The sequence below is a fragment of the Pandoraea pnomenusa genome, assembly GCF_040391475.1.
Taxonomy (GTDB): Bacteria; Pseudomonadota; Gammaproteobacteria; order Burkholderiales; family Burkholderiaceae; genus Pandoraea; species Pandoraea pnomenusa_C.
Window position 1 is genome coordinate 356,266 of record NZ_JBEBXS010000001.1, and the last position, 24,771, is coordinate 381,036.

Genomic DNA, 24,771 nt, shown 5'->3' on the forward strand with positions numbered 1-24,771 from the left:
CTTCTTCGTCAGGCGGCGTCGGCCGTGGTCGCAGTACCGTCCACAGCCCCCAACGCGCCGAAGCGGGCGTACTCGCCAAGGCCATCGGGCCATTGGGTCAACACCTCAAAACCGGTCTCCGTCACGGCAACCATATGCTCCCACTGCGCCGACAACGACCGGTCTCGGGTTACTACGGTCCAGCCGTCCGCCAGTTGCTTGGTGTCGGGCTTGCCGACGTTGATCATCGGTTCGATCGTGAAGATCATGCCCGGGCGCAGCGTCAGGCCCGTGTTCGGACGTCCGTAGTGGAGCACTTGCGGATCGTCGTGATACGTGGTGCCGATGCCGTGCCCGCAATAATCGCGCACGACGCTGAAGCCTTCGCGATGCGCGACCGTCTGGATCGCGTAGCCGACGTCGCCCAGCGTCGCACCGGGACGCACGGCGCGAATGCCGGCCAGCATCGCCTCGTAGGTTGTGTCTACCAGACGCTTGGCGAGAATGCTCGGCTTGCCGGCGTAATACATGCGGCTCGTGTCGCCGAACCAGCCGTCCTTGATCAGGGCGACGTCGATATTCACGATGTCGCCGTCGTGCAGCTTCTTGTCGCCGGGAATGCCGTGGCAGACGACGTGATTGACCGACGCGCAGACGGTCTTCGGATAGCCGTGATAGCCGATATTGGCGGGAATCGCCTTCAATTCGTCGACGATGAAATCGTGACAGAGGCGATCAAGCTCGTCCGTCGTGACGCCGGGCTTGACGTGCTCGCCGATCATGGCGAGCACCTGTGCCGCCATTTCTCCTGCACGACGCGACAGGGCGATTTCTTCTTTCGAGCGGATGACAACGCGTTCGCGCACCATTAGGCCACCTTGTTCAATGCGGTGACGGGTGCACCGGTTGCTGGGGGAACGGCAGCCGCGGCCTCGCTGGCCTGGGCGCCGTCGGATTCGATGAGACGGCGGCAGATTTCGCCGTAACTCAGCGTGGGATTGAGTTCGGCGAGCATGCCGACGCGCAGCCAATGCTCGGCCTGCGCGTTGATGGAGCGGCTGAGCGCTCCGCTGGTATTGCGCAGCGCCTCGTGCATTTGCTCCGATATCTTCACGATACCCATGGTACGGGCTCCATATATACGAAATAGCTACGAAACGTATATTAACAGGTCCGCGTGAGGTTGGCGAGGGCGCGACGCGCCTGATGACACCTGAGTCCCCGACACTTCCCTATCGGTTCCCCGTCGGCTATAGTGTCAGGCGTGAGGACGACCTCAGCCAGTTGACGACAATTCCGGGACGGCCCGGCTCTTTTCAGGAGAGCCGTATGGCTTGGATCTATTTGGCGTTGGCGGGTGGTCTCGAGGTTGTCTGGGCCTTCGCGATGAAGCAATCCGCCGGCTTCACGAAGCTGACCCCGTCCGTCATCACGCTCATCACCATGGCCGCTAGCTTCGGATTGCTATCGGTCTCCATGAAGTCCCTCCCCCTTGGCACTGCCTACACCATCTGGACCGGTATCGGTGCGGTTGGCGCGTTCGTCGTCGGCGTTGCCGTGCTCGGCGAGTCACTCTCCCTCGCGCGCCTGTGCGCCGCTGCGTTGATCGTCAGCGGCCTGATCCTGATGAAACTCTCCTCCTAGGCGTTCGTCGTCCTTCCCTGTCCGATAGCCATGTCGATCACTGCGTGACGGGTGATTGGCATGCATCCGGATCGCATTCGGGCTAACGCCCGCTTCGTGGTTGCTGCCGTCGAGCGAATTCGCGTGCGTCGCGAACTCGCCTCTGCATTGCCGCTTTCAAACGTTTTTTGGGTGCTTCATGATGGACCTCGCTGAATACTATCCCGTGCTCCTTTTCCTGATCGTCGGGCTGCTGATTGGCGGTGGATTGCTTGTCGTGGCGAAACCCATTCGCCCGAACCGGCCCGACGACGAAAAAGGATCGCCATATGAATGTGGCTTCAATGCATTCGGAGACGCGCGAAGGAAGTTCGATGTGCGCTACTACCGCGTGGCGATTTTCTTCATTATTTTCGACATCGAACTGGCGTTCACCTTGCCGTGGGCAGTTTCGCTTCGGGAGACCGGCTGGATCAGCCTCACCGCGATGATCGCGTTCCTCGCGATTCTTGCGCTGGGCTTTGCCTACGAATGGAAGAAGAAGGCGTTTGATTGGGAGTAACGACCGAAGTCGCACGACGGTAACGACGATTACTGTCGTTGCATCACGCATACTGCGCAGCCGCCGTCCTTGTTGCACCAGCGATCGCTCAGCGATTGTCCATCGGCGGACAGTGTCATCGCGTGGACACTGCCCACACTGCTGATTTGAAGATCGGCGCCGTACGATCCTTTGGTCGACTGGGTCGGCACAACGGTAATCGACGCTTCGCAGTTGCCCGTGTATTGCTGGCAATCGCAGTTATTGCCCTGCCCCAGCGCTGCTGTTGCCGTGAGTACGAGTAGTATTCCGATGCGTTTTCGCATACCCATCCCGGTTCTGTCATCGAGCTGGACTGCTGCGGGTGCAGTCCTTCAACACCGACGATTGCGCACCGTATGTGACCATCTGCTGGAGGAGATCGCATCCACCATTTGAGTGATAAGCCCATCCACAGTCGCCGACCGAAGCTTTGTCAAAAACGTATGCGGTACGGTAGACGCAACGATGCACGCTGGTTTCGCGTGGTGCGCCAGAGGCGCCTATGGCGAATGCTCTTCCAGGGCAATTTCGTCTACACTTAATCGCCATATCCCCGCGTAAGTCGCATCAGTCTCGGGGGAAGGCGCACATTCCGGGCTGCACACAGCAGCCCTTTTAGCCACGCAAGTAAGGCCAGGCGAAGGTAGCGCTCTTTCGTGCGATGGGCGGTGGGTGGGAGCTTGTCACGTCCCCGCCGTTGCACATCGCGATTGATCTTCAGCGACAAGCCTGATGCGTGGTGAAGCGGATGTGTACGGCACCTCGCACTGCGCACCAACGAGGAAGCTGACATGCCCATACGCTCTACGCTGGAAAAAGCGCAGCTCGCCGAGATCGAAAAACAGGCGATGAGAGTGTCGCTCATCGTCACGTGCTTCGGCTTTGCCGCCAACATCTTTTACGGGTTACTCATCCAGTCAGATGCCCTGCTGCTGACCGCCATTATCTATCTGCTCAACCTCGCAACGGCTGGCCTGGGTGTGCTCGCTGCGACACTGGTCAATTCGCCGGCGAGCCAGCGGCATGAGCATGGTTATTGGTTTCTCGAGCCGCTCGTCAATGGCATCAGCGGGGTCATGATACTGCTGGTCTGCGCGTATGGCCTGATCAATGGGATCGAAGGCATCCGCACTGGTGGCCATTACGTATACACACGGGGGGTCGTGTGGTTCACCGCGGGCAGTTGTCTCGTTTGTCTTGTGATGGTGCGCTACAAGCTCTGGGCAAGCAAAAAAGTCAATTCCAAGCTACTGAAGACCGACAGCTGGAAATGGGTCATCAAGCTGGCATTCAGCGCCGCGACGATGGCCGGTTTCCTGGTGTACAGCGCGATGCCCGACCATCTCCGTGACATGTGGTCGCGCTACATCGACAGCGCTGTCACGATCGTGCTCTCGCTAATATTTGTCGGCGTTGCGCTCAAGGTTATCGGCCGTAGCTTCGGCGAACTCTTGCACGTCCCCCCCGAAGAAAACAATCCGACGGACGACGTGCGCCAGCTGTTGTCCGACGTCGGTGACAACGCGGGAATTCTGCGCTTTCATACCCACGTGATACAAATCGGACGATTGAACTCGGTGGATATCTGCATTCTGATCGACGCCGACTCCGAGCTACGCAATGTACGAGCGCAGGACGCACTACGGGAACGCATCTGGTCGGTCACGAACCGACAGCCAATCGGCAGTCGGGTAACGGTGCAGATCAGCGCTGACCCGAACTGGGAAGACGGTCGACATTCGGACTGACTCCGGCGGCAAAAGCGCTTCGATTGGCACATGATCACTGCTCGCTCGCACCCGCACGGCCGGCGTTCCAACAGCCGATTTCAGTGGCCGACCTTGAATGATCGAATGCTTCGATGTCCTCATGCAGGATGCGCCGAATCTCGTTGATCGCTTGCGGCGACTCCTGAACACTGTGTCTCGATACGACGATGAATTCAGAGCGTGCCCCCTCCAGATGTGCACTGCGATAAGGCACGACGCCGTCGTCCGAATCCTCAAGCGGCCCGTTCTCTTGGCGTCTCGCAATAATCGAGTGAAAACATACCTTCGGGCTTATCTGGAGCTGCGAGGCTGCCTGGATGATCGGATCACTATCCCGAAGCTGGTCAATGCTGTTTGGAATGTGAAACGTGCTACCTGCGCGTTCGGCGCTGTTGGCATTGGTGGCCACCTGTACCACTTCATCGATTTCCTGTAGCAAAGCCAGCGGCAGACGCACAAGATTGGCCGCCCATCGTGAAATCCGGTTATTCGCGAAGGGCGTGCCTCGATGAGGCGCCGCAATGAAAATGGCGCGGCCGACCTGCGGCATCGGCGTGAACATCAAGAACCGATTCACTTGCTCGTTTTCGAGATCAATCTGTGTCCCGGTCGGCACAAACGCTTTCTCGAATGCCGACATGAGGTTCTCGTCAGCCGTGGACACAAGCAATCTCGCCAGCACGCCTCCCATGCTGTGCCCGATCAACACCATCCCGCGCGAGGCCGGCATCGTGCCCTTGGGATCGAAATGCGCCAACGTCTGACGTACTGCCCGGCGAATACGAGCCAGATTCGCGAGGATCGGCGCATTCGTCGGGTAGTACACCTGCCACACCTGGAAATGCTCGCGCAGGGTTTCGTCCCCGAGAAGCTCGTTTGCGACATTGACCCACGCTTCCGGACTACTCGCGAGACCATGCAGCATCAGCACGATGCGCCGATTTGGATCGAATGGCTGCATCAGGTAAATGCGTGGCCGGTCAATACCTCGCGACCGACCAAACAGTGTGCGCAACGATTGTCCGGCAAAGCCGGAACGTGCGAGCCAGACCCCGTAGCCAGCACTGAAATTGCCAGCCAGTGGCACACTTTCCCCGCGTCGATCCACGTCCTCCACGCGATACGGGTCGTAAACGGACAGGGTTGCTTCGCGAGAATCGAGCACCTGCGCCAGCGAGTCGCCGCGGAAGTTGAGCAGCGCGGTAATGTTGGGCGACGGCATTTCTCTGAACGACCGAAATGGCACTACCGGCGCATCGGCGGCACGCGCCCCGCCCGCTTCCTCATCGCCTTCGCCCGGCGTGTCATGCGTGTCGGCAGTCTTCGTCACGGCCACCAGCTCCGCCCCGAGACCATCGCGACGAAAAACGCTGCGCAGCCCAGCAAACGACAGTCTCGCGGCGGGGATCACCTCCTGGAGTTCGCGCGCGTCTTCCGGCAATTGAATGGCGGAGAGGTCGACGTGAATCAGCCATCCCGCCACGGAGAGCCGCTTCAGATCGGGTCCCAGACCCTCCTTATCGCGCCCGTTTCGACGGTAAAGCGCACTCGCGAACTCCTGGACCGAAAAGTTGTAGTAGTCACGAACTTGCGTCTGACGATCTTCGAAGGCTCGCTCGGCAGGTGCGCGCTGCCCAAGAAAAAGAAAACCGTACGAAAACCGGATCGTCCGCAGCCACATGTCGAACTGTGCATCGCTCCACACTGTGGCGTTAGTGGGTGTGTTGGCCAGCGCCATCTGAAGGGATAGCTCCGAGGCGCTCGCAAGCCGCCGGTCGAGCGTGATGGCGCTGTCCGCCGAGATCACGTCCACGCAATGCCGCGTGTCAGGCTGGCACGCCGCTTCGTCCAGGCCCGCCGCATTCAACGTGGCGCGCGTTGCGCCGCTCAGACGGCCGGTCGACAGCACGTCGCCCCGGCGCATCGCGATATATTGCTCGGGACCGACCTCGCTCACGCGTACCATCGCACAACCGGAAAGCACGCCGATCGCGAGGACAATGCATGTGGCGTAGCGCAACATCAGCGAGCGAACCGCCGTAGCGTTCGTCGCATCGTTGGAAGGCCCGACCTCTTCTCGGGCAGATGCCACGCAAAGCACCTCGATCGTCTCAAGATCCGTCTCCTCTACCCGTCGTCGTCACTGCCCCCGCGCGCTACGCGCATCTCTTGTCGCGTTCAGGGCCACCGGTGTTCCCCGCCCCGCGATATCGACCCAGCCGCCCCCCATCGCCCGATAGACGCCGATCACCTGGTTGTAACGGGAGGCCTGCAGCGCAGCGAGCGAGAGTTCCGCGGAAAACAGATCGTTCTCAGAAACCAATACTTCAAGATAGCCGATCAGACCGTCCTCGAACTTGAGCCTGGACAACCGAGAGAACTCTCGCAGCGCAATCACCCGCTGCTGTTGAAGTTCCGTCTGCTCGATGGACTTCCGTGAACCGATGAGCGCATTGTTGGTATCGCTGAATGCGGCGAGCACCGTTTGGCGGTAGATCAACTCGGCCTGCACCTTCTGCGCCTCGGCCGATTGCACCTGTCCGCCGATCGCGCCGGACGTAAAGATCGGCCCGGCGATGCCCGCGGCGAGTGACCAGACTTGTGCCGGCCCGGAAAGGAAGTCGCCGAACGCCGTGCTGATGGAACCCAGTGCGCCCGTCAGGGAGATTGACGGATAGTAGAGCGCTCGCGTAGCGCCGACGTTTGCGTTGGCGGCCACGAGATTCTGTTCGGCCTGAAGAATATCGGGCCGACGTTCAAGTAGCGACGACGGGAGCGCTGCCGGAATTTCCGGAAGCACGAGCGCACTCACGGGCTTGCCTCGCGGAATGGGGCCGGGATTTCGCCCCAGAAGCACACAAATAGCGTTCTCCACAGCGGCAATCTGCTGCTCGATAGCGGGCACGGCAGCCTGGGCAAGCTTGTACTGAGAACTGACCTGCGAAAGTTCGGTTTGCGACACCAGTCCCTTCTTGAAACGCAATTCGAAAATCCGCAGGGTCTCGCCGAAATTGCCAGCTGTCGATTGCGCAACCTCCAGTTGGCGGTCCAACCCACGCAGCGTGATGTAACTCGACGCCACGCCGGTCACCAGCGAAAGCACCACACCCCGCTGCGCCTGTTCGCTGGCATACACCTGAGCCTGCGCGGCCTCGGTCAGGCGTGCAACGCGCCCGAACAGGTCTATCTGCCATGCGGCGGACAGCGTGCCCTGATATAGCGTGAACACGGGATCGAGGGTCGGGGGCAACGGCGGCATGCCGACTTGGCTGGCACGATTGCGTCCCGCGCTCGCACCGTAGCCGATTTGCGGAAGCCCCTGGGCGCGCGCGGAACGTAGCACGCCCATGAACTGGTCGACACGCGCAGCCGCGACACGCACGTCGAGATTGTCCCGTAGGGCCGACTGAATCAGGTCGTCCAGCACCGGATCCTGGAACTGCTCCCACCAGGCGGTGTTCGCAATGGCTTCGGCCTGTGGCAGGTCGATGCGCCATGTCGCCGGGGCTTGCACTTCAGGGCGACGGTAATCGGGGCCCACTACCGTCATGCAGCCGGCCAGGCATCCCGTGGCAACGGCGACAATCGCAGCACGCATGGGTGTTCTCATCACAGACTCCTTCGTTTGCATCCACCGCGCGCGTCTCACGCACGCGTCAAACGTTCTCGCAGCGCGTCTCCCCGGTTCACGCCGTCGCAGCCACGGCCCCCCCCAACAGAAGCACCACGAGTAGCAGCGCCAGGCACGACACCGACCATTCCCGCAAGACTGCATCCGCACACTGTGCAAGTCGCCCTGCCCCCGCCACGAATCGCGGTAGTCCGCGACGGAACCCGCCCTCGCTATTGGGTGGCGTGCGTGCCCCATGCATCGTCAACCGATATGCGGCCGCCGCCAGTACCGCGCCGGCGAGCACAGGCCAGAGCGCTGCCCACAACGCCGCAGGCGCGAGCGCGTCCGGCAGCGTACCCATGGGGATATGCAGAAACAGGATCCACGGCCCGACAAGCGACACCAGCAGCATGCCCAGCCATGCCCGGGAAAGCGGAGCGCCCGCGCGCGCAGCGGGGGTCGCCGCCGTCGTGGCACTGAGAGCCCGTACAAAATGAAGCATGAGCAGTGTCGTTGCGACGGAAGACGCCACGGCCAGTGAATTCGCGAGCGCGCCGTCCATCACCGCCTTCGCCGCAACCTTGGCCAGCGAGCCCCCCGTCAGCGGCAGGCCGCCCAGCCCAAGCGCGATAATCGCCGTCGGTATCACCACGCGGCGCGACGCTTCGACGCCCGTCAGTCCGATCACGCCCACCGCCAGAAACAGCGTGCCTTTCACCAGCAAATGATGCGCGGCGTAGAACGTGGTGGCCATGACCGTCGCAGGATTTCCCGCCGCGAGCCCCATGCCGATGACTGCCATCAGGAATCCCATCTGGCTCACGCTTGAATAGGCCAGGATCACTTTCGGATGCGACTGCATGACGCCGATCGCCACCCCGTAGAAAGCGCCAAGCATCCCGAGGACAGCCATGGGCATGCCGAGATGTGGCAAAGCGTCGCCAGGCGCGAACGGCACGAAGCGAACCAGCGCGATCACACTCGCCTTGACCACCGCACCGCTCATCACTGCGGCAGCGGGCACAGGTGCCGCGCGGTACGCACGTGGCATCCAGAAATGCATCGGCACAAGCCCCGCTTTCATCCCGAGCCCAACGAGCAGCAGAATCAATGTGGTGTCGCGTGACGGTGCGCTGCGCAAGGCGGCTGCGGCGTCACGAAGCAGCAGGCTGCCATCCGGAGTGGCCTGCACCATCAACACCAGCGCGGCCAGAACGAATGCTTCAGCGAGCAGCGCAACGCCCAGATAGAGCCCGCTCGCATGCACCGCGTCGCCCCCCTCCCCCTGAAGCACCAGGCCACTGGCGCCCACGCTCAACACCGCAAGCATCAGATAAAAGCTGATGAGATCCGCCGCGAGGAACACGCCCACGCTCCCGGTCATCGCCATCAACCAGCAGACGACGAAGGCGTCGCGGCGCCGCCCGGAACGCAACCAGCCCGCGGCATAGCTCCCCGCGCCCGCCCAGAGGATGGCCGCCGTGCCCAACAGCACCGCGCCAGGCATGTCCAGGGCGAACCGAAATGCGAAGCGGCTGGAACCGAGCACCAGCGTTGCGTGCCGATCGCCGACGATGGCCAGCGCCAGCGCAGGCAGCGGCGCAACCGGGAACCAGAGTGGCAGCCGTTGACGCCACGGCGCGGACACACAAAGCAACACCATCAGCAATGGCAGCCCCACGGCAACGGCAAGCAGAATTTCGGTCGGATTCATGGCACCCTCGCCGGGGCCGACGCACTTCGGCCAACCTGTGCCACGTCAACGGGTAGCATCACAACCAGGCCAAGCAGGAACGAACCCGTCGCGAGTCCGAGCACCGCAAACTCCTGGTAGCGTGGCACTTGTCGCTTCGGTGTCCATCCGGCCTCTGCTGGCGCAATGGCGCGTACAAGCACGATGAACACATACGCGCTGGTCAGCAGCCCCCCCAGCAGCATCACCACGGCCCACCACCATTGGCCGGCCTCGAGCGACACCGACATCAGCAGCCATTTGGCCAGAAACCCGCCACTCGGCGGTAGCCCGATCAAGGTGGCTCCGGCAAGCGCGAACGCGGTGAGTGTCATGGGCAGAGCACGGCCTGCACCGCGGAGATCGGCCAGTCGATCATGACCGAGCGTCGAATAGATCAAGCCCGCCGCAAGGAACATGGCAGCCTTTGCGCTGGCGTGCGAGACAGCCTGTAACAAGCCTCCCGTGACGGCCCGAGCGCCGTCCGGCTGCGCAACCAGTGGAAACAGAAGGAACAGATAACCAATCTGGGCAACGGTCGAGTAAGCGATCAGGAGCTTCAACCGCAATTGCCGCAACGCCACCACATTGCCGACGACGATTGCCAGCGCCCCCAGGCCGGCAAGGAGTTGGGCAACTGGCGCGCCAACGACACCGCCAAAGACGTCGAGCCATAGCCGGACAATCACGAACCAGGATCCCTTGACGACGAGTGCCGAGAGCAGCGCGCTGGCCGCAGCCGGTGCACCGGCGTGCGCCGGCGGCAACCACAAATGCAGAGGGAACAGCGCGGTCTTGGCGAGCATCCCGGCCGTCATGAGCGCCATTGCGGTCCACACGACAAGTCCGGGGCCTGTCATTCGGCCCAGGAGTTCGACATCCAGCGTTCCGTAGGCGCCATAGATCAGGAATACGCCCAGCAAGTACAACATCGAGCCGATCAGCGCGTACAAGAGATAACGCAAGGCGGCCTGCAGGGTCTCGGCTCGTCCATCCAGCGACACCAATGGCACGCCTGCGAACGTGAGAAGTTCCAGCGCGACATAGAGCGTAAAGACATCGCCGCTCACGAAGACCAGATTAAGGGATCCCCAGACCGCCAGCAGCAAGAGCCAGAACGAAAACGGCGCGCGCGCCTCGCGCGACTGTGCCGGTGTGTCGAAATCGCCATTGGCATAGACGGCGACCGCACCGACGACCACGGCCACCACAAGCATCATGCAGACGGACAGTCCGTCAGCGTGTAGCGTAACGCCCAGCGGCGGTGCCCAACCACCCAGTGCGTATCGCAATGCATCGCCCGACGTCAGTAGCCGCGTCGTCACGTCGACCACGACGCCGATGCCCGCCACGATCGTGATCCATGCCATGCGCTGCGCGCCGCGTCCGCCCAGCACGATACCGACCAGCACCCCGGCGAATGGCACGAGCACGGCGAGCGCGAGGGACAGGCCTCCCTGCGTCGACGGATTCAGGGGCGTCAGCGTCACCTCTTCACCTCCGTATCCGTGCGAACGTTCGGGGCGCCAACATCGCCGTCGTCCGAAAGCGAATTCGTTCCCGTCTGTGCATAACGGCGCAACATCAATGCCACCGCCAGCGCGGACGCCGCGAACGATACGACGATCGCGGTGATCAACAAGGCCTGAGGCACGGGGTCGCCGGACATACCGGCCGCCGCGCCGCGGTGAGCGATCACGGCGCACGCGAGAAACACGCCATTCCCCATGACATTGAAAGCCAGTACCTTGCGCAGCGGCTGCGGACTGGCGATCACGCCATACAAGCCAAGCCCGATGAGCGCGGCCGCAGTGAGCGCGAATAGCTGGGAGACGTTCATCGATGCGCCTCCGGGCGCTGCGGCGGGCCAACCAGCAACAGCACCAGCGTGACAGCCAGCGACGGTAGAAGTGCAGCTTCGATGACGATGATCCACGGCTTTGCCCAGCCGTCCGGGTAGGCCAGAAGCGCCCCGGCCGCAGGCACGCCGAGCAGACCGAGGGCGATGAAGACCGTCGGACCGAGAATGAGCACGGCGCGCAGCCTGCGGCGGCCTGTTGACGGCGCGTCGCGCAACCCGGACATCATGACGAGCAGCCACATCGCCGCGATCACCGTCGCGCCCTGGAACTTCCCCCCAGGATGATCGGCGCCGACCCAGAAGATGTAGATACCAATCACCACGCCTATCGGCGGTAATACGCGCGCCAGATAGACGAGGATGTCATTCGGGCCAACGGCTTGCGCCACGCCCGGCCTACCGCCCCAGCAGGCGTCCGACGCCAGCGACCATACGCCGACAACACCGAACAGCAACACGATGGCTTCGAGCAGCGTGTCGATCGCGCGGAACGAGAGCAGCACCGCCGTGATGGGATTGCCCACACCGGTGCGGTGGATTTCCTGCGCAACCTGCGGCGCTAGCGTCGGCGCGGGGTCCGGCAGGCTCAGCAGGCACGCGGCGACACCGCCCGCCACACCCGCCGCGGCGAGACCCGCACCCACCCGAGTGGCGAGGCCGGGCGTTTCGGCTCGGGCCGCCAATTCCGTCGACCGCAGCCGGGACGCGGCGCGAATCAGCAGTGCCCCCGTCAGTCCGGCGCCGATGGCCGCTTCGGTCAACGCCACGTCGACGGCGCGCAATACCAGCCAGGCGAGGGTCAGCAGCAAGCCGTACGGTATGAAGCCGGCCACCGCCGCGAACGTGTCGCGCGCAACCACGGTCCAGAACGCCAGTCCGAGCAGCAGCAGGCTGATGCCGACGGAAATGGCGGCCGTCATTGCTGGTTCTCCTGTCGGCGCGCAGCCCGCGCAATGAGCTGCGAGACGTCCGACGCCGTCAGCATCACCAGCAGCCATACAACGATCAGTTTGAGGGCCACCGTGATACTGTCAACCTGCGGGAGCAGTCCGACCACCACCATGCCGAGCCCAAGGTTGTCGGCCTTGGTAAGCGCGTGCAGCCGGGTGAAGGTGTCGGGAAATCGCAAGAGTCCAACGGTGCCCGCCATGAAGAAAAACAGACCGGCCACCATGGCGGCGATCGTGAACACGTCGATAGCGGTTCTCATGTCGCGTCCTCGTTCCGGATGTTGCCGGTGGGCTGGCTATCGGCCTTCACGAATGCCGCCGATGCGAACGCCGCAAGCACCGCCAGCGTCAACGCAACATCCACGACAGCATCGACACCGCTGGCCGTACCGACCAGCAGCAAGGCGGCAATGCCACCGGTGCCGAATAGCTGCGCGGCCATCATCCGGTCGGCGCGCGTGGGCCCGCGCAATACGCTCAGCAGGCCTAAGGCCACCATCAGCAGCACGAGTCCACAGACCACGATCAGCACATTAACCATCACGCTCTCCTGAGAGCAACGCCCCCGAAAGACGCCTCTCTTCGTCCGCCAGTGCTTCCGCGACCGGCTGCGTGATATCGAGGCAGTGGTAAACGATGCCGTCGTCGGTCTCGTCCACGGGAAGCGACCCCGGCAGGAGACTGGTGATGATGGCGAAACCGTTGCGCGCTGTCCCGGCCGGGAATCCGGTGCGGTACACCACGGTCCCCGGCTTCAAAGGCAGTTTCGGATCGAGCGCCCGACGTGCAACATCGATACCTGCCAGCACCGACTGCGCGAGGAAGTGTGGTGCGAAAACGCATAACGCGCCCACGCGTATGCGCCCCGCCGAGGGCGGCAGTAGGCGAAGGCTCATATGTGTGGCGATGACCGTCGCAACGACGCCGCAGAAGACATCGGCAAGCGCGAGCCCCGGGTTGAGCACGAACCACAACGCCAGGAAATACGGTGCACGGGCCAATCCGACTCGCCAGTGCGCTTGCCACTCGCGTCGGAAAGTGTCCAACAGTGGTGAGTCCATGAACGAAGCCTCCTTTGACAGGACCCACGGGCCCTGCCCCAACGCCCGCCCCCGCGCGTCCCGACGGCGCCAACCGTGCCAAAGGCCGAGGACGGATACCGGATTCCCGGGTAGCCCCCCTACGCTGTCTCGCGCGCCGCAGACTCGGACCGATCTTCCTTGCCGAACACCACGAGATAGAGCGCAGGCAGGAATACGAGCGTCAGGAGGGTGGCGACGAGCAAACCGCCCATGATCGCGAACGCCATTGCGCCCCAGAAAACGGTGGGGGCGATCGGTATCAGGCCGAGCACCGTGGAGATCGAGGTCAGCATCATCGGCCGTATCCGTGACGTGCCCGACGCGACCACGGCGTCCAGCACACGCATCCCCTCCTGACGATACGTTTCGATTTGCACGATCAGGATCAGCCCGTTCTTGGCGATCATGCCGATCAACGCAAGTATCCCCAAAATGGCGACGAAGCCTAGCGGCCGATTAAAGAGTAGCAACGCAAGCACAACGCCAATCAATCCCAGCGGCATGACCGAGACCACCATGGCCAGGCGCTTGAAGCTGACCAGCAGCACCATCATGGTGAACAGCATCAGCACGACCATGATCGGCACCACCGCGAACACCGACGCCTGTGATGTCGCGCTTTCTTCGAATATGCCGCCCGTCTGAACGCGATAACCGCGGGGAAGCTTGTCGTTGAATGCGGCGATCTTCGGTGCGATCTTCGCCACCACCTCATCCGGGAGGGCGCCGTGCATGACATCCGCTCGCACGGTAAGCGTCGGAACCCGGTTTCGCCGCCACACGAGCGGCGATTCCTGCGCCTCGGAGAACGTTGCGAACTGACTCAGCGGCACCATCCGACCGCTCGGGGTCGGCACCTGCAAGGTGCTCAGTGACTGTACCGTCAGCGGCACATCCGCCGCCGCACGTGCAACGACGTTGACGAGGTATATGTCGTCGCGAATCTGCGTAATCGGTGTGCCGGTGATCACCGTGTTCATGATCGCAGCGAGCGCGGCACTGCTCACTCCGAGTTGGCGAGCCTCATCCTGATTGATGTGGATCCTGATCTGGCGCGCAGGCTCCATCCAGTCGAAATTGATGTGGCGCGTGCGCTCGTCCGTGCCCACGATACCCGCGAGATCGAGCGCGAATCGGCGCACTTGTGCAGGATCAGGACCCGACAGCCGATATTGGAGTGGCCAGCCCACGGGCGGTCCCAACTCGAGCGGAGATACGCGCGACACGATATCGGGAAACTGTTCGCTGAGCACCTTCTCCAGCTTGCGTTGCAGACGATCACGGGCCTCAAGGTTCTTTGCCACCACCACGATCTGGGCGAAGAACGGATTGGGCAACTGAACGTTCAGCGTAAGAATGAATCTCACGGCGCCGCGCCCCACGTAGCTACTGAAGTGGTCGACATCGGGGTCACGCTTCAGGATGGCCTCGAGTTGCTCGACCTGCGCTTCGGTTGCGTGAATCGAGGCGTTCTGGCGCAGCGTCAGGTCGACCGTCAGCTCGGGCCGGTCGGAGGCCGGGAAGAACTGCTGCGGCACGAACCGTACGAGCAGGATGGCAATGACGAATGCAGCGAGCGTGATCGCAATCGTCAGCCAACGCCGTTGCAGCGCGCCGCGCAGGAAGCGGTCGTACGCCATCAGCATCCGGCCGGGCTTGGTCGGCGCCTTCTCCTTGTCTGGCGCCTTCAGGATGGCCTGTCCCACCAGCGGGGAGAAAATCACAGCACCAAACCACGAGACAAGCAATGCGATCGCCACCACGGCAAAGATCGAGAACGTGTATTCGCCGGCTGAACTCTTTGCGAACCCGATCGGCACAAAACTGGAGATCGACACAAGCGTGCCAATCAGCATCGGCGCGGCCAGCGTTCGATAGGCGAATGTCGCCGCCTGGTCCTTGGTGTCTCCGGCCGCAAGGCGATTGATCATGGCGTCAACCGTGGTCATGGCGTCATCGACCATCAGTGTCAACGCGATAATGAGCGCACCCAGCGACACGCGATGCAGGTCGATGTGCACGACATCCATGATGGCGAAAACGATGGCGAGCGTGAGCGGGATCGATAGCGCGACTACCGCGCCGGGCCGGACACCAAGGCTGACGAAGCTGCACACGAGGATGATGGCGATGGCCTGCCAGAGCGAGGCCATGAAGTCGTTGATCGCGACATCGACGGTGTCGGACTGGTTGGCCACGAGAAACGGCTCGATGCCCGCCGGAAGACTTGCCGTGGCGTCTGCCATCTCGGCTTTCAGGTTGTGGCCGAGGGCCAGGATATCGCCGGAGTCGCGCATAGCGATTGCCAGGCCAATAGCGGGCCTTCCGTTGACACGGAACATCGGCTGCGGTGGGTTGGTCAGCCCTCGTCGTACCGTGGCGATGTCGCCAAGACGAACGATCCGTCCGCCGAGCACGAGGTTGACATTCTCGATATCACGCTCTGAATCAAATGCACCGGTGACCCGGAAGAACACACGTTCCTGCCCGGTCTGCAACACGCCGGAAGGCCGGATGACGTTTTGCGACCGCAAGGCCGCGACGATGGCACCGTAGTCGAGCCGCAGGCCCGCCAGCCGTGTCGTCGAGAACTCGATGAAGATCTGCTCGTCCTGCGCGCCCAGTACGTCGATCTTGGAGACGTCGGGCACCAGCAGAAGGCGCGAACGTATCGCCTCCACGCGATCGCGCAGCTCGCGCATGTTGAAGCCATCCGCGGTAAAGCCGTAGATGATCCCGTAGGTATCGCCAAAGTCATCATTGAAGAATGGCCCCAGCGTGCCTGCCGGCAACGTTTGCTGCATGTCGTTGACGTTCTTGCGAACCTGATACCAGATGTCCTGGACTTCCGATGGCGGTGTCGACTGCAGCAGATCGACGAAGATCGTCGTCTGGCCTGCCGTCGTGTAGCTTCGTACCCGGTCCAGATGACGGGTCTCCTGCAACGTGCGTTCCAACCGTTCGGTCACCTGGGAGAGGGTATCGTCGACGGTGGCCCCCGGCCACGCGGCTGCCACCACCATGGTGCGAAACGTGAATACGGGATCTTCTGCGCGCCCCAGCCGAAGAAACGACAACGTGCCCGCGATCAATGCAGCGAGCATGAGAAACACGACCAGCGGGCGCTTCGAAAGCGCCCATTCGGAGAGATTGGGACCGATCACCTGACTTCCCCGTTCCAGTTAACTTTCTGCCCGGGTCGCAAGGCTTGCACACCCGCAGTCACGACAACGTCGCCGTCAGAAAGGCCTTGCGAGATCTGAACCCGATCGTCACCGTTCGCGAGCAACACCACCTCTCGCACGGACACCGTACTGGTTTTCGTATCCACCACCCAGACCGCCGCTTTGCCACCGGGCTGAATCAGCGCGCTGGCGGGAATCTCGATGGCCGGCGGCCGCTGTAGTTTCATGTGGCCGATGACCGTGCTGCCCAAACGCATGGCGCTCGGTGGTTTGATCAATCGGACCCGGATCGCGAACGTCCCGGTGACCGGATCCGCCCGCGGAGAAACTTCCCGCACCTTGCCGGGCGCGGTGATTTCGGGATTAGTGGCGAGGGCGACGACGATATCGGGATTACCGGGTGCCGCATCTTTGATGGCGGGCGGCACGTCGAAGACGGCGTCCACCTCGCCTTCGCGGGCGACCTGGACGATCATCCGACCCGCAGGAACCACCTCGCCAGGCTCCGCGCCTCGCGCCGTGACGACGCCTGCCACGTCGGAAACCAGATCGGTGTAGCTCAGTCGATTCTGGGCGATGCTCACCAGCGACTGCGCTGAGTCAACCTGCGACTGCGTCACCTTGGCCATCGCCTGGGCCTGCTCGAACGAGGCGCGCGATACGGCATTCTCGGCAAGCAGGTCGCGCATGCGCGTAAACATGCTGCGGGCTTCTATGGCCTGCGCCTGAGCGGCGGACAGCTGCGCACGCGCGGATTGAAGATTGCTTTCTTCGTTCATCCGGTCGAGCCGGGCAATCACCTGCCCTGGCCTGACGTGGTCACCCACGTCGACGCTGCGCGATAACAGGCGCCCGTCGATACGAAACGACTGATTGATCTCGGCCTGCGCCTGGAGCCGGCCTGTCAAGGCGATGCTCGCGCCCGCCTCCTGCTTTTCCACCCTGATGACGCGAACCGGTCGCACCTCTGTCACCGGCGCGTCTTCACCCTTGCGGCATCCGCCGAGCAATACCCCGGCGACCAACGCGCATAGCGTCACAGCCAACGACAGTTGCCCTGCTCGCCCCAATGCATGATTCGCGGACACTGATGTATTCCTCAGAAGCGGCGGACGCCTATTGCGCATCCACGCGGATTGAACAACACGTCCGGGCGTCAGTCGGGCGCGGCGACGTCAATCACATGCGGCAACCCTAGGAGTCAACCGGATCACGAATGATCGGACACGTCATGCAATGGCCACCGCCGCGTCCGCGCCCGAGCTCCGCACCAACGATTGTCACGACCTCAATGCCAGCTTTACGCAGCAGCGTGTTGGTGTAGGTATTGCGGTCATAAGTAAAGACGACCCCGGGCGACGCGCAGACCAGGTTTGCACCGCTGTCCCACTGTGTCCGCTCGCGTTGATAGTCGTTGCAGCCCGCTTCCACCACCCGCATCTTTTTGATGCCCAGCGCAGTGCTCACCACGTCCACAAAGGACTTCTTCTCCTGGTGCAGTTCCACACCCGCCGGATGATCACTCGGACGGTAGGTGAACGTGCGGGTCTTGGCGAGGAAGTCCGGTGCGATCGGCACGCAGTCGCGATCCGCGAAGGTGAAGACCGTGTCGAGATGCATGGCTGCGCGGATCTTGGGCATGGCCGACACGATCAGCCCAAGACTTACGAAGATGCCACCCGCCTCCGCCGCCGAATGAATGTTCGGTTGAAACGTGCCGCGACTGAACACGAAGATCAGGATGACAATGAATACCAGAATCGGGATGACCTTGGCGAAGGTCACAGCGGTGTTGATAAACGCCGCCTGCTTGACGCCGCGAAGAATGAGGAAGTGGAACAGCCATATACCGACGGATGCCACGGCGATGGCCACGACCGTATTGCCGTCCCCGAAGATCGGGAAGAATGCACCCAGCGTGGATTTGATCGGCACCCAGTATGAAACGTTACCGATGCAACTGCCGATCCAGTAGCCAAACATGGAGAGAAACCCGGGGTAATCCCCGAAGCCCTCTTTCGCGTAGACGAAGACACCCGCGTCGAGCTTCGGCTTTCGCTCAGCCAGCGCCTGAAAGACGCGAGCCAGCGGGTACGTGCCGATACCCGCCACGAGCCAGGCGATTGCAGCGCCGAAAGGACCCATTGCACTGGCGAAGGTACGTGGCAGCGAGAAGATCCCCGCACCCACCATCCCCCCAACGACCATCGCCGTCAACTGCAGGCGACTCACTTTCTGTTCGGCATCGGCCATCGGGGCCCTCTCTGTCCCTGGAAGTCTCGTTCAGAAGACCCGCCGCAGCAGCGCACATCACAGAAGCAATTCTTGCGACATCTCAGGCGTTGAGGCACCTGTGTTGGAGGCACGTTTCATCACTGACGCAATTCACGATCGATTGCCTTAGTGCTGTAACGCGCCCGCAACCTATCCCCGATTTCAAATATCCAAGTACGAATGCGACGCCATACCCACCGCTAGAATGTTAGTCAGTTATATGATTGTTCTCGAAAAAAATCCAGTACTAACGACGACTCAGTTGCGCCCAACATCCGTTCCATGAAATGCGAGGAGACGCCTGCGGTACCCGCCACCGAACCGCACAGTCACTTGCGCGGTTTGCGCTTTATCGGGAGGCCGGCTGTACATTGGGGGCTCTGCCGCACAACGCGAAATGGCCTGCCAGAAGACATCTTTTTGACACATCGCGGTTTGCGTGACGTACGCGATGCATTTGAATATCGACTGACAGACACCATTCTCGACCGCAATGCATTCGCGGCGCCAGCCCTTGCGGTTGACCGCTTCGGCGACACGGCGATGACTCCGCCGACGAACCAATCCTTGGCGCCCTTGTTGCTACGATTCGGATTCGCGTCATACCTGGCTCAACACGCTGATCAACCTTTCGCAGGCGACGTCGTATTCTGAGCCGGACGTGCCTTGTTTGACGACGATGTCCAGTAACGCCAGTTGGATCGAGGGGGCAACTGATGGGAACGGCAAGATCGGTGTCTGGTCCGTGGGCATCTCGTAGACGCCAGGCAGAACGAAAATAGACGCCATCTATATCAATTCAAAAAATCTTACGATTTGCCTAATTTTTGGTGTGTCCGTACGATGGATTCATCCATTAGGACATCGCCATGAAGACTATTCACACTGCCTGCTGTGACCGCCTGCGCGAGCAGGGTATGACCACCTTCGTTGGTAGCCCGAACTCGAATGAGCTGCCCTTCTTGACGGACTTTCCGAGCGACTTCCAATACATTCCCGGCTTGCAGGAGGCTGCCGTCGTTGGAATTGCGGACGGGTCCGTTCTGTTCTGGTCAATCTCCACGCCGCAGCCGGTACCGGTAACGCAATGGACGCTCTGACGAATGCGTGGAACTCCCTGACATTGAATAAAAAAGCTGGAGACGGGGAATGACAAATCTGATCAACGTTGACGACTATCGCGAACTCGCGCGAACTCGCCTTCCCAAGATGGTGTTCGACTATCTGGAAGGAGGTGCTGAAACCGAGGGCGGTCTGCGTCACAATCGCAATGTTTTCGGGCAGGTTCGTTTCGCGCCAAAACGGCTCGTCGACGTAAGTCGGCGGTCTATCGAAACGTCGCTGTTCGGCCGGCCGATGCGAGCACCGCTGTTGATTGCGCCTACCGGCCTCAATGGCGTGCTTTGGCCGCAGGGCGATATCGAACTGGCAAAAGCGGCGGAACGCTTCGGTATTCCATTCATACTTTCCACCGCATCGAACTCGTCGATCGAGCAAGTCGCAGAAATGGCAGGCGGTGATCTGTGGTTCCAGCTGTACATCGTTCATCGGCGCCTTGCCGAAGCGATGGTCAAGCGCGCCCTGGATGCTGGTTACAGCACGCTCGTGGTGACCGTCGATGTGGGCGTAAATGGCAAGCGCGAGAGAGACATGAGGAACAAGTTCGGCGTGCCCGTACGCTACACGCCGCGCACGCTGCTCGACGGCGTCCTGCATCCTCGCTGGTCGCTCGACCTGCTTCGACATGGCGTGCCGCAACTGGCCAATTTCGCCTCGGCAGATGCGAACGATACGGAAGTACAGGCCGCATTGATGAGCCGCCAGATGGATGCCAGCTTCGCTTGGGACGATCTGGCCCGCCTCCGTGATCTCTGGCCACACCGGCTTCTCGTCAAGGGCTTGAGCCGGCCAAGCGATGCGAAGCGCTGCATCGACATGGGCATTGACGGCGTCATTCTCTCGAACCACGGCGGGCGACAACTTGACTGCGCCGTCGCACCGTTCGAGTCGCTGCCCGCGACCCGGAACGCCATCGACGCGCCGATCCTTATCGACAGCGGCATTCGGCGTGGGGCTGATGTGGTCAAGGCGGTTGCCTCAGGCGCAACAGCTGTCCTGTTGGGTCGGGCAACGCTCTATGGACTCGCGGCACGCGGAGGTGCTGGCGTGGATGCAGTGCTCGACCTCTTCCGCGACGAAATTGATCGGACGCTTGCGCAGATCGGATGTGCGTCCATGGCTGAGCTCGATAGCAGCTATCTCTGGAACGAAGCCGCGTCGCAGTAACGCTTCTGGCCGGGCGGCACACTTATGATGCGTCCGCCGCCCGGTTCCCGGTTCCCGGCAAGATCAGGAAGTTGCCGCGACCCGCTTCGGCTTGGGCGAGAAGCGAATGGGCTGGACCTTGGGCTCCGGCACTGGCAAGCTAAGCATGGCTGACAGCGCTCGGCTTTCGGGATCGGCAAGTGCTGCCTTCCTCGCGGCCGAAATGCGCTGAGTCAGCTCAGTGCCGATCATGGCACCCGATTTCGCGACATCGTCGAGGATCTTCCGAAGATTGGCGCGACCTCGCAAGTGCGTTTGCCCGTACCCCTTGACCAGATTGCCGCAAAGCGCCAGTTCGTAAGCCACTGATGCGGATCGCGGCAGCGCGCTGCTAATCACCCCCAGCCATTCATTAATCAAGGCCTGCTCTTCGTGGAAGCGGGCCGAGCCGCGGCGCCAGCGCCGCAGGCTGCGCAAGGCCACGAGCATGGCGAAACCGCGCACGCTGGTCGTCTTGATATGCAGCCCCACGTGAACGTCCTTGCCCTGCCGCTCGCCCCATCGACGCGCCATGGCCGCCAGGCCACGCGGCAGCACCGAACACAGCTCTTCGATACCCGGTTTCAAGTATTCGGTGAGCATGACCGGCTCACTTTGTTTGGCACCGACTTCAGCACGCACGCGCAACAGGCGCTCCCGACGCGTTTTTAAATCCGCGACGCGAATGACGTCTTCGTAACTCATCCAGAGCGCGAGAAAACGAGCCGTTTCGCGTGATACCGGGTAACCGGACGCGCCACCGCCGGCGTCCCGCTCCAGTGCGACGACGGGCTGCAGTCGTTCCACATACGTTTCCACATAGCGCTCGTCCTGATAGTCGGCAACCTGCGCGATGCCCGCAGCCACGATTTCGCGCAGCTCTCGCGGAAACTGCGACAGCTGTGCACCTTGCGGACCCGCTGCGTCCTCGCTCTTCAATTGACTGCTAGTCGCTGAAGCGTCACGCACGAGTCCCGTTGTGGCCAATGCGTAACCGGCGGCGAAACCCGCCAGACTTGCTTCCACGGCCTTGCCCGTCCGGCGGATGGCCTCCTCGCAAGCGGCGCGAGACAATGGCAGGCTACCCGCCCCAACCAGCGCGCCAAACATCACGGTATTGATGACCGTGCCGTTGGCCAGTGCCAACGCGCGCAGATCGCCGAACACTGTGCGGTGTGCCAGTCGCTGCGCCGCATCGATGATGGGCTGGGTATCGTACCGGCCGTCCCCCATCGCGCTCTTCTCGACGACGGCATACTCTCGATGCGTCGACGCCACGAGCGTCGTGCGGCCGGGCGTTACCCAGCCACGTTGAATGGCACGTCCGGCCTCGACAATCTCGGACGCAACGACCGCGTCCACGCTGCCCGGGCTCGGCGTGAGCGACAGAACCGGCTCCCTGCCGGCCAGCTCGCTGCGCGCCTGCGGGAAGATCTCCACGTAATAGGTGGTGGCGCCCGTGCGCTGGGCGACACCGGGAATGGACGTGCTCTGCACAGGGTAATCGAGCTGGTTGGCCGCCTCGATCAACCAGTCGGTCAACACTCCACCGCCCTCGCCGCCCAGCGCTGCGATCAGTACGGTGTAACTGCGCGTTTTGCTCACTGCCATGCTTGCCTCCGGGCATTGCCCGCCATACGGTCGATCACGAAGTTCCTGAATCCTGCGGAGATTCGGTCCCATCGGCTCGGGTTCTGAATCACTTCTGCCTTGTAGAACGACGGGCACAGCACCGCTGCGTGAGAGACCTCACCGCACAGGCCGCAGCCGACGCAGCCCTGATTGACGGTAGCCACCGGGTCCGTGCGCAGTGCGCTCGGGTTGTCCTTGATGGTCAACGACGGACAGCCCGATAGGCGGATGCACGAATGGTCCCCCGTGCAGACGTCCTCATCGATGCCGAACCGCGTGCGCACGACCCGCTTGCCGGCCTTGAGCTTCGCGGCCTGCAGCGGCTTGATGCGTCGCTGCCGTTCCAACTGACACTCGCCGTCAGCGATCACGACTTTCAGGCCCGGCGTATCGGTGGTGACGGCTTCGGCCAGCGTCTTCACCATGTCACTCACCTGATAGCTGGGAACCGTCTTGATCCAGTTCACGCCAACGCCGCGCAACGCCTTTTCAATGTCCAGCGATTTCGGAATCGCATTGCCACCGGGCTTGGTGGACGGGATGGCTTGCGTGCCGGTCGCCGACGTGTAGCCGTTCTTCATGATGACCAGCACCGAGTCCTGCTCGTTGTGGACCGCATTGACTACCCCGGACGTGAAGCCGTTGTGCCAGAAGCCCCCGTCGCCCATGATGCTCACGACGCGGTTCTCCATCAGCGGCGCAACGCCTGACGAGCTTGCCAGTCCCAACCCGTAGCCCAATACCGTGCTGCCAACGTTGAACGGAGGCAGCGTGCCGAACGTATGGCAGCCGATATCGGCGCTCACGTGCACCGCCCCCACCTGCTGCTGCATCAGTTTCATCGCGGCGAAGACCGGTCGCTCCGGACAGCCGACGCAGAAGCCCGGCGGGCGGCCCGGCACTGGCGCGTCGCCGAGCGCCTCGGCACCGGCGGTACGATGGGTTGCCAGCTCGGAGAACGTCCCGGCGACGGCCGTGCCATCCAGCCCCATCGGATTGGCCTGCTCGACAAACTTCGCAATGCCGTCGACGAGCACCTCGCCGGTGTATTCGCCGTACGCCGGCAGGACATCCTTGCCATAGATACGCGTGTCGGCGCCGGCACGACGCAGAATTGCCTGAATGGCGTCTTCGATGTAGGCCGGCTGCCCCTCCTCGACCAGCAGGACAGCCTTCTTGCCCGAACAGAATGCCTCGATTTCGTCGGAGACCAGCGGATAGACGACGTTGAGCACATGAATCGGGATCTGTGGATCGCCGAAGGCATCTGCCAGGCCGAGTTGCTGCATGGCGCGAATCAGGCCGTTGTACAAGCCGCCCTGCACGATGATGCCGACGTCAGCGCCACTGGTGCTACGGAACGTCTCGTTCAGCCCCGCACGCTTGATATAGTCGACAGCCGCCGGCCAGCGGTCCTCGATCTTCTGCTTCTCGTGCGCGTACGTAGACGGTGGCAGGCAGATCTTGTCGTAACTGAATTTCGCATCGCCGATCAGATGCTCGCGTGACAACGCGGGTGCCCGATTGTCCTTGCAGACGAATGCGCCATGCACGTGACAGGCCCGAATGCGCAGTTGCAACATCACCGGCGTGTTGCTCGCTTCCGAAAGTTCGAAACCCTGCTCGACCATGTCAACGATAGAGGTAAGGTTCGGACGCGGATCGAGCAGCCACATCTGCGACTTCATTGCAAAGGCGTGCGTTCGCTCCTGGATGATGCTGGAACCTTCGCCGTAATCCTCGCCGAGGATGATCACCGAACCGCCCTTGACCCCGGCCGACGCCAGGTTCGAGAGCGCGTCGGACGCGACGTTGGTGCCGACCGTCGATTTCCAGGTCACCGCGCCCCGGATCGGATAGTGAATCGATGCGCCAAGCATCGCCGCCGCGCCGGCTTCCGACGCGTTGTTTTCAAAGTGGATGCCGAGCGAATCGAGCAATTCGCGAGCATCGCCCAGAACGTCGATCAGGTGCGAGACCGGCGCGCCCTGATAGCCCCCGATGTAGCTGACACCCGACTGCAGCAGCGCCTTCGTGACGGCCAGAATGCCCTCGCCGTGAAACACGTCACCTGCGCCCATCGAGAGGCTCTCCACCTCTCGCTTGAATGATCTTTCCATGAAATCTCCCGCGAGTTTATCCGCCGCCGGTTCTTGAAACCGTCGTCCGACGAACGTGTGCCAG

At 62.2% G+C, this 24,771-nt stretch carries 21 protein-coding genes and 1 pseudogene; 5 read left to right on the forward strand and 17 right to left on the reverse strand.

The window, feature by feature from the left end:
* Positions 1-8 precede the first annotated feature (8 nt).
* Positions 9-848: a type I methionyl aminopeptidase gene (gene map, locus ABWO90_RS01450; RefSeq protein ID WP_353189411.1), complete on the reverse strand. Its 840-nt coding sequence runs from the start codon at positions 846-848 to the stop codon at positions 9-11.
* Positions 848-1,102, reverse strand: coding sequence for a ParD-like family protein (locus ABWO90_RS01455; RefSeq protein WP_353189412.1), 255 nt, complete (start codon positions 1,100-1,102; stop codon positions 848-850). The genes map and ABWO90_RS01455 overlap by 1 nt, the downstream gene beginning before the upstream one ends.
* 206 nt (positions 1,103-1,308) lie before the next feature.
* Here ABWO90_RS01455 and ABWO90_RS01460 point away from each other — a divergent pair, with 206 nt between their 5' ends.
* Complete coding sequence (locus ABWO90_RS01460; RefSeq protein WP_353189413.1) at positions 1,309-1,623, forward strand: DMT family transporter; 315 nt, start codon at positions 1,309-1,311, stop codon at positions 1,621-1,623.
* A gap of 181 nt (positions 1,624-1,804) precedes the next feature.
* Positions 1,805-2,164, forward strand: a complete 360-nt coding sequence (gene ndhC, locus ABWO90_RS01465; protein ID WP_353189668.1) for an NADH-quinone oxidoreductase subunit A — start codon at positions 1,805-1,807, stop codon at positions 2,162-2,164.
* A gap of 29 nt (positions 2,165-2,193) precedes the next feature.
* On the opposite strand, the gene ABWO90_RS01470 is transcribed toward ndhC, so the two are convergent.
* The gene (locus tag ABWO90_RS01470) at positions 2,194-2,469 is read right to left on the reverse strand and encodes a hypothetical protein (protein ID WP_353189414.1); all 276 of its coding nucleotides are present in this window, start codon (positions 2,467-2,469) and stop codon (positions 2,194-2,196) included.
* A 507-nt stretch (positions 2,470-2,976) separates the two neighbouring features.
* On the opposite strand from ABWO90_RS01470, the gene ABWO90_RS01475 reads away from it, so the two are divergent.
* The gene (locus ABWO90_RS01475; protein ID WP_353189415.1) at positions 2,977-3,933 is read left to right on the forward strand and encodes a cation diffusion facilitator family transporter; all 957 of its coding nucleotides are present in this window, start codon (positions 2,977-2,979) and stop codon (positions 3,931-3,933) included.
* A 34-nt stretch (positions 3,934-3,967) separates the two neighbouring features.
* Here the strand turns inward: ABWO90_RS01475 and ABWO90_RS01480 are convergent, their stop codons facing one another.
* From ABWO90_RS01480 to ABWO90_RS01535, 12 genes and pseudogenes are all read right to left on the reverse strand, one after another.
* Positions 3,968-6,046 (reverse strand): esterase/lipase family protein, encoded by a 2,079-nt coding sequence (locus ABWO90_RS01480; RefSeq protein WP_353189416.1) that lies wholly within the window; start codon positions 6,044-6,046, stop codon positions 3,968-3,970.
* Between the two features lie 48 nt (positions 6,047-6,094).
* Positions 6,095-7,564, reverse strand: a complete 1,470-nt coding sequence (locus ABWO90_RS01485; RefSeq protein ID WP_353189417.1) for an efflux transporter outer membrane subunit — start codon at positions 7,562-7,564, stop codon at positions 6,095-6,097.
* Between the two features lie 76 nt (positions 7,565-7,640).
* Positions 7,641-9,281: a complex I subunit 5 family protein gene (locus ABWO90_RS01490; protein ID WP_353189418.1), complete on the reverse strand. Its 1,641-nt coding sequence runs from the start codon at positions 9,279-9,281 to the stop codon at positions 7,641-7,643.
* Entirely contained in the window at positions 9,278-10,789 is a 1,512-nt protein-coding gene (locus ABWO90_RS01495; RefSeq protein WP_353189419.1) for a complex I subunit 5 family protein, read from the reverse strand. Before ABWO90_RS01495 ends, ABWO90_RS01490 begins: the two co-directional genes overlap by 4 nt.
* The gene (locus ABWO90_RS01500) at positions 10,786-11,139 is read right to left on the reverse strand and encodes a sodium:proton antiporter (protein WP_353189420.1); all 354 of its coding nucleotides are present in this window, start codon (positions 11,137-11,139) and stop codon (positions 10,786-10,788) included. The genes ABWO90_RS01495 and ABWO90_RS01500 overlap by 4 nt, the downstream gene beginning before the upstream one ends.
* Entirely contained in the window at positions 11,136-12,080 is a 945-nt protein-coding gene (locus ABWO90_RS01505) for a hydrogenase subunit MbhD domain-containing protein (protein WP_353189421.1), read from the reverse strand. Before ABWO90_RS01505 ends, ABWO90_RS01500 begins: the two co-directional genes overlap by 4 nt.
* On the reverse strand, positions 12,077-12,370 hold the full coding sequence (gene mnhG / locus ABWO90_RS01510; RefSeq protein ID WP_353189422.1) for a monovalent cation/H(+) antiporter subunit G: 294 nt from the start codon (positions 12,368-12,370) through the stop codon (positions 12,077-12,079). Before mnhG ends, ABWO90_RS01505 begins: the two co-directional genes overlap by 4 nt.
* Positions 12,367-12,651: an MrpF/PhaF family protein gene (locus ABWO90_RS01515; protein ID WP_353189423.1), complete on the reverse strand. Its 285-nt coding sequence runs from the start codon at positions 12,649-12,651 to the stop codon at positions 12,367-12,369. The genes mnhG and ABWO90_RS01515 overlap by 4 nt, the downstream gene beginning before the upstream one ends.
* Positions 12,644-13,171: a Na+/H+ antiporter subunit E gene (locus tag ABWO90_RS01520; protein ID WP_353189424.1), complete on the reverse strand. Its 528-nt coding sequence runs from the start codon at positions 13,169-13,171 to the stop codon at positions 12,644-12,646. Before ABWO90_RS01520 ends, ABWO90_RS01515 begins: the two co-directional genes overlap by 8 nt.
* A 119-nt stretch (positions 13,172-13,290) precedes the next feature.
* On the reverse strand, positions 13,291-16,356 hold the full coding sequence (locus ABWO90_RS01525) for an efflux RND transporter permease subunit (RefSeq protein WP_353189425.1): 3,066 nt from the start codon (positions 16,354-16,356) through the stop codon (positions 13,291-13,293).
* Positions 16,353-17,465 carry an efflux RND transporter periplasmic adaptor subunit gene (locus ABWO90_RS01530; protein ID WP_353189426.1) on the reverse strand — a complete coding sequence of 371 codons (1,113 nt, stop codon included), beginning with the start codon at positions 17,463-17,465 and terminating at the stop codon, positions 16,353-16,355. The genes ABWO90_RS01525 and ABWO90_RS01530 overlap by 4 nt, the downstream gene beginning before the upstream one ends.
* Positions 17,466-17,571: 106 nt before the next feature.
* A pseudogene (locus ABWO90_RS01535) lies at positions 17,572-18,546 on the reverse strand (arginine deiminase family protein); the annotation flags it as partial.
* A gap of 974 nt (positions 18,547-19,520) precedes the next feature.
* Between ABWO90_RS01535 and ABWO90_RS01540 the strand changes: the two are divergent.
* Positions 19,521-19,751: a hypothetical protein gene (locus tag ABWO90_RS01540; protein ID WP_353189428.1), complete on the forward strand. Its 231-nt coding sequence runs from the start codon at positions 19,521-19,523 to the stop codon at positions 19,749-19,751.
* Positions 19,752-19,800: 49 nt separating this feature from the next.
* Complete coding sequence (locus ABWO90_RS01545) at positions 19,801-20,937, forward strand: alpha-hydroxy-acid oxidizing protein (protein WP_353189429.1); 1,137 nt, start codon at positions 19,801-19,803, stop codon at positions 20,935-20,937.
* 63 nt (positions 20,938-21,000) lie between these two features.
* Here ABWO90_RS01545 and ABWO90_RS01550 read toward each other — a convergent pair whose 3' ends face one another.
* Positions 21,001-22,560: an indolepyruvate oxidoreductase subunit beta family protein gene (locus ABWO90_RS01550; protein WP_353189430.1), complete on the reverse strand. Its 1,560-nt coding sequence runs from the start codon at positions 22,558-22,560 to the stop codon at positions 21,001-21,003.
* Positions 22,557-24,707: a thiamine pyrophosphate-dependent enzyme gene (locus tag ABWO90_RS01555; protein ID WP_353189431.1), complete on the reverse strand. Its 2,151-nt coding sequence runs from the start codon at positions 24,705-24,707 to the stop codon at positions 22,557-22,559. Before ABWO90_RS01555 ends, ABWO90_RS01550 begins: the two co-directional genes overlap by 4 nt.
* Positions 24,708-24,771: the final 64 nt, after the last annotated feature.

Bases quoted from the DNA above. Each gene is read 5' to 3' on its own strand.
- map (WP_353189411.1), bottom strand. From the start codon at position 848: ATGGTGCGCGAACGCGTTGTCATCCGCTCGAAAGAAGAAATCGCCCTG.
- ABWO90_RS01455 (WP_353189412.1), bottom strand. From the start codon at position 1,102: ATGGGTATCGTGAAGATATCGGAGCAAATGCACGAGGCGCTGCGCAAT.
- ABWO90_RS01460 (WP_353189413.1), top strand. From the start codon at position 1,309: ATGGCTTGGATCTATTTGGCGTTGGCGGGTGGTCTCGAGGTTGTCTGG.
- ndhC (WP_353189668.1), top strand. From the start codon at position 1,805: ATGGACCTCGCTGAATACTATCCCGTGCTCCTTTTCCTGATCGTCGGG.
- ABWO90_RS01470 (WP_353189414.1), bottom strand. From the start codon at position 2,469: ATGCGAAAACGCATCGGAATACTACTCGTACTCACGGCAACAGCAGCG.
- ABWO90_RS01475 (WP_353189415.1), top strand. From the start codon at position 2,977: ATGCCCATACGCTCTACGCTGGAAAAAGCGCAGCTCGCCGAGATCGAA.
- ABWO90_RS01485 (WP_353189417.1), bottom strand. From the start codon at position 7,564: ATGAGAACACCCATGCGTGCTGCGATTGTCGCCGTTGCCACGGGATGC.
- ABWO90_RS01490 (WP_353189418.1), bottom strand. From the start codon at position 9,281: ATGAATCCGACCGAAATTCTGCTTGCCGTTGCCGTGGGGCTGCCATTG.
- ABWO90_RS01500 (WP_353189420.1), bottom strand. From the start codon at position 11,139: ATGAACGTCTCCCAGCTATTCGCGCTCACTGCGGCCGCGCTCATCGGG.
- ABWO90_RS01505 (WP_353189421.1), bottom strand. From the start codon at position 12,080: ATGACGGCCGCCATTTCCGTCGGCATCAGCCTGCTGCTGCTCGGACTG.
- mnhG (WP_353189422.1), bottom strand. From the start codon at position 12,370: ATGAGAACCGCTATCGACGTGTTCACGATCGCCGCCATGGTGGCCGGT.
- ABWO90_RS01515 (WP_353189423.1), bottom strand. From the start codon at position 12,651: ATGGTTAATGTGCTGATCGTGGTCTGTGGACTCGTGCTGCTGATGGTG.
- ABWO90_RS01520 (WP_353189424.1), bottom strand. From the start codon at position 13,171: ATGGACTCACCACTGTTGGACACTTTCCGACGCGAGTGGCAAGCGCAC.
- ABWO90_RS01540 (WP_353189428.1), top strand. From the start codon at position 19,521: ATGAAGACTATTCACACTGCCTGCTGTGACCGCCTGCGCGAGCAGGGT.
- ABWO90_RS01545 (WP_353189429.1), top strand. From the start codon at position 19,801: ATGACAAATCTGATCAACGTTGACGACTATCGCGAACTCGCGCGAACT.
- ABWO90_RS01555 (WP_353189431.1), bottom strand. From the start codon at position 24,707: ATGGAAAGATCATTCAAGCGAGAGGTGGAGAGCCTCTCGATGGGCGCA.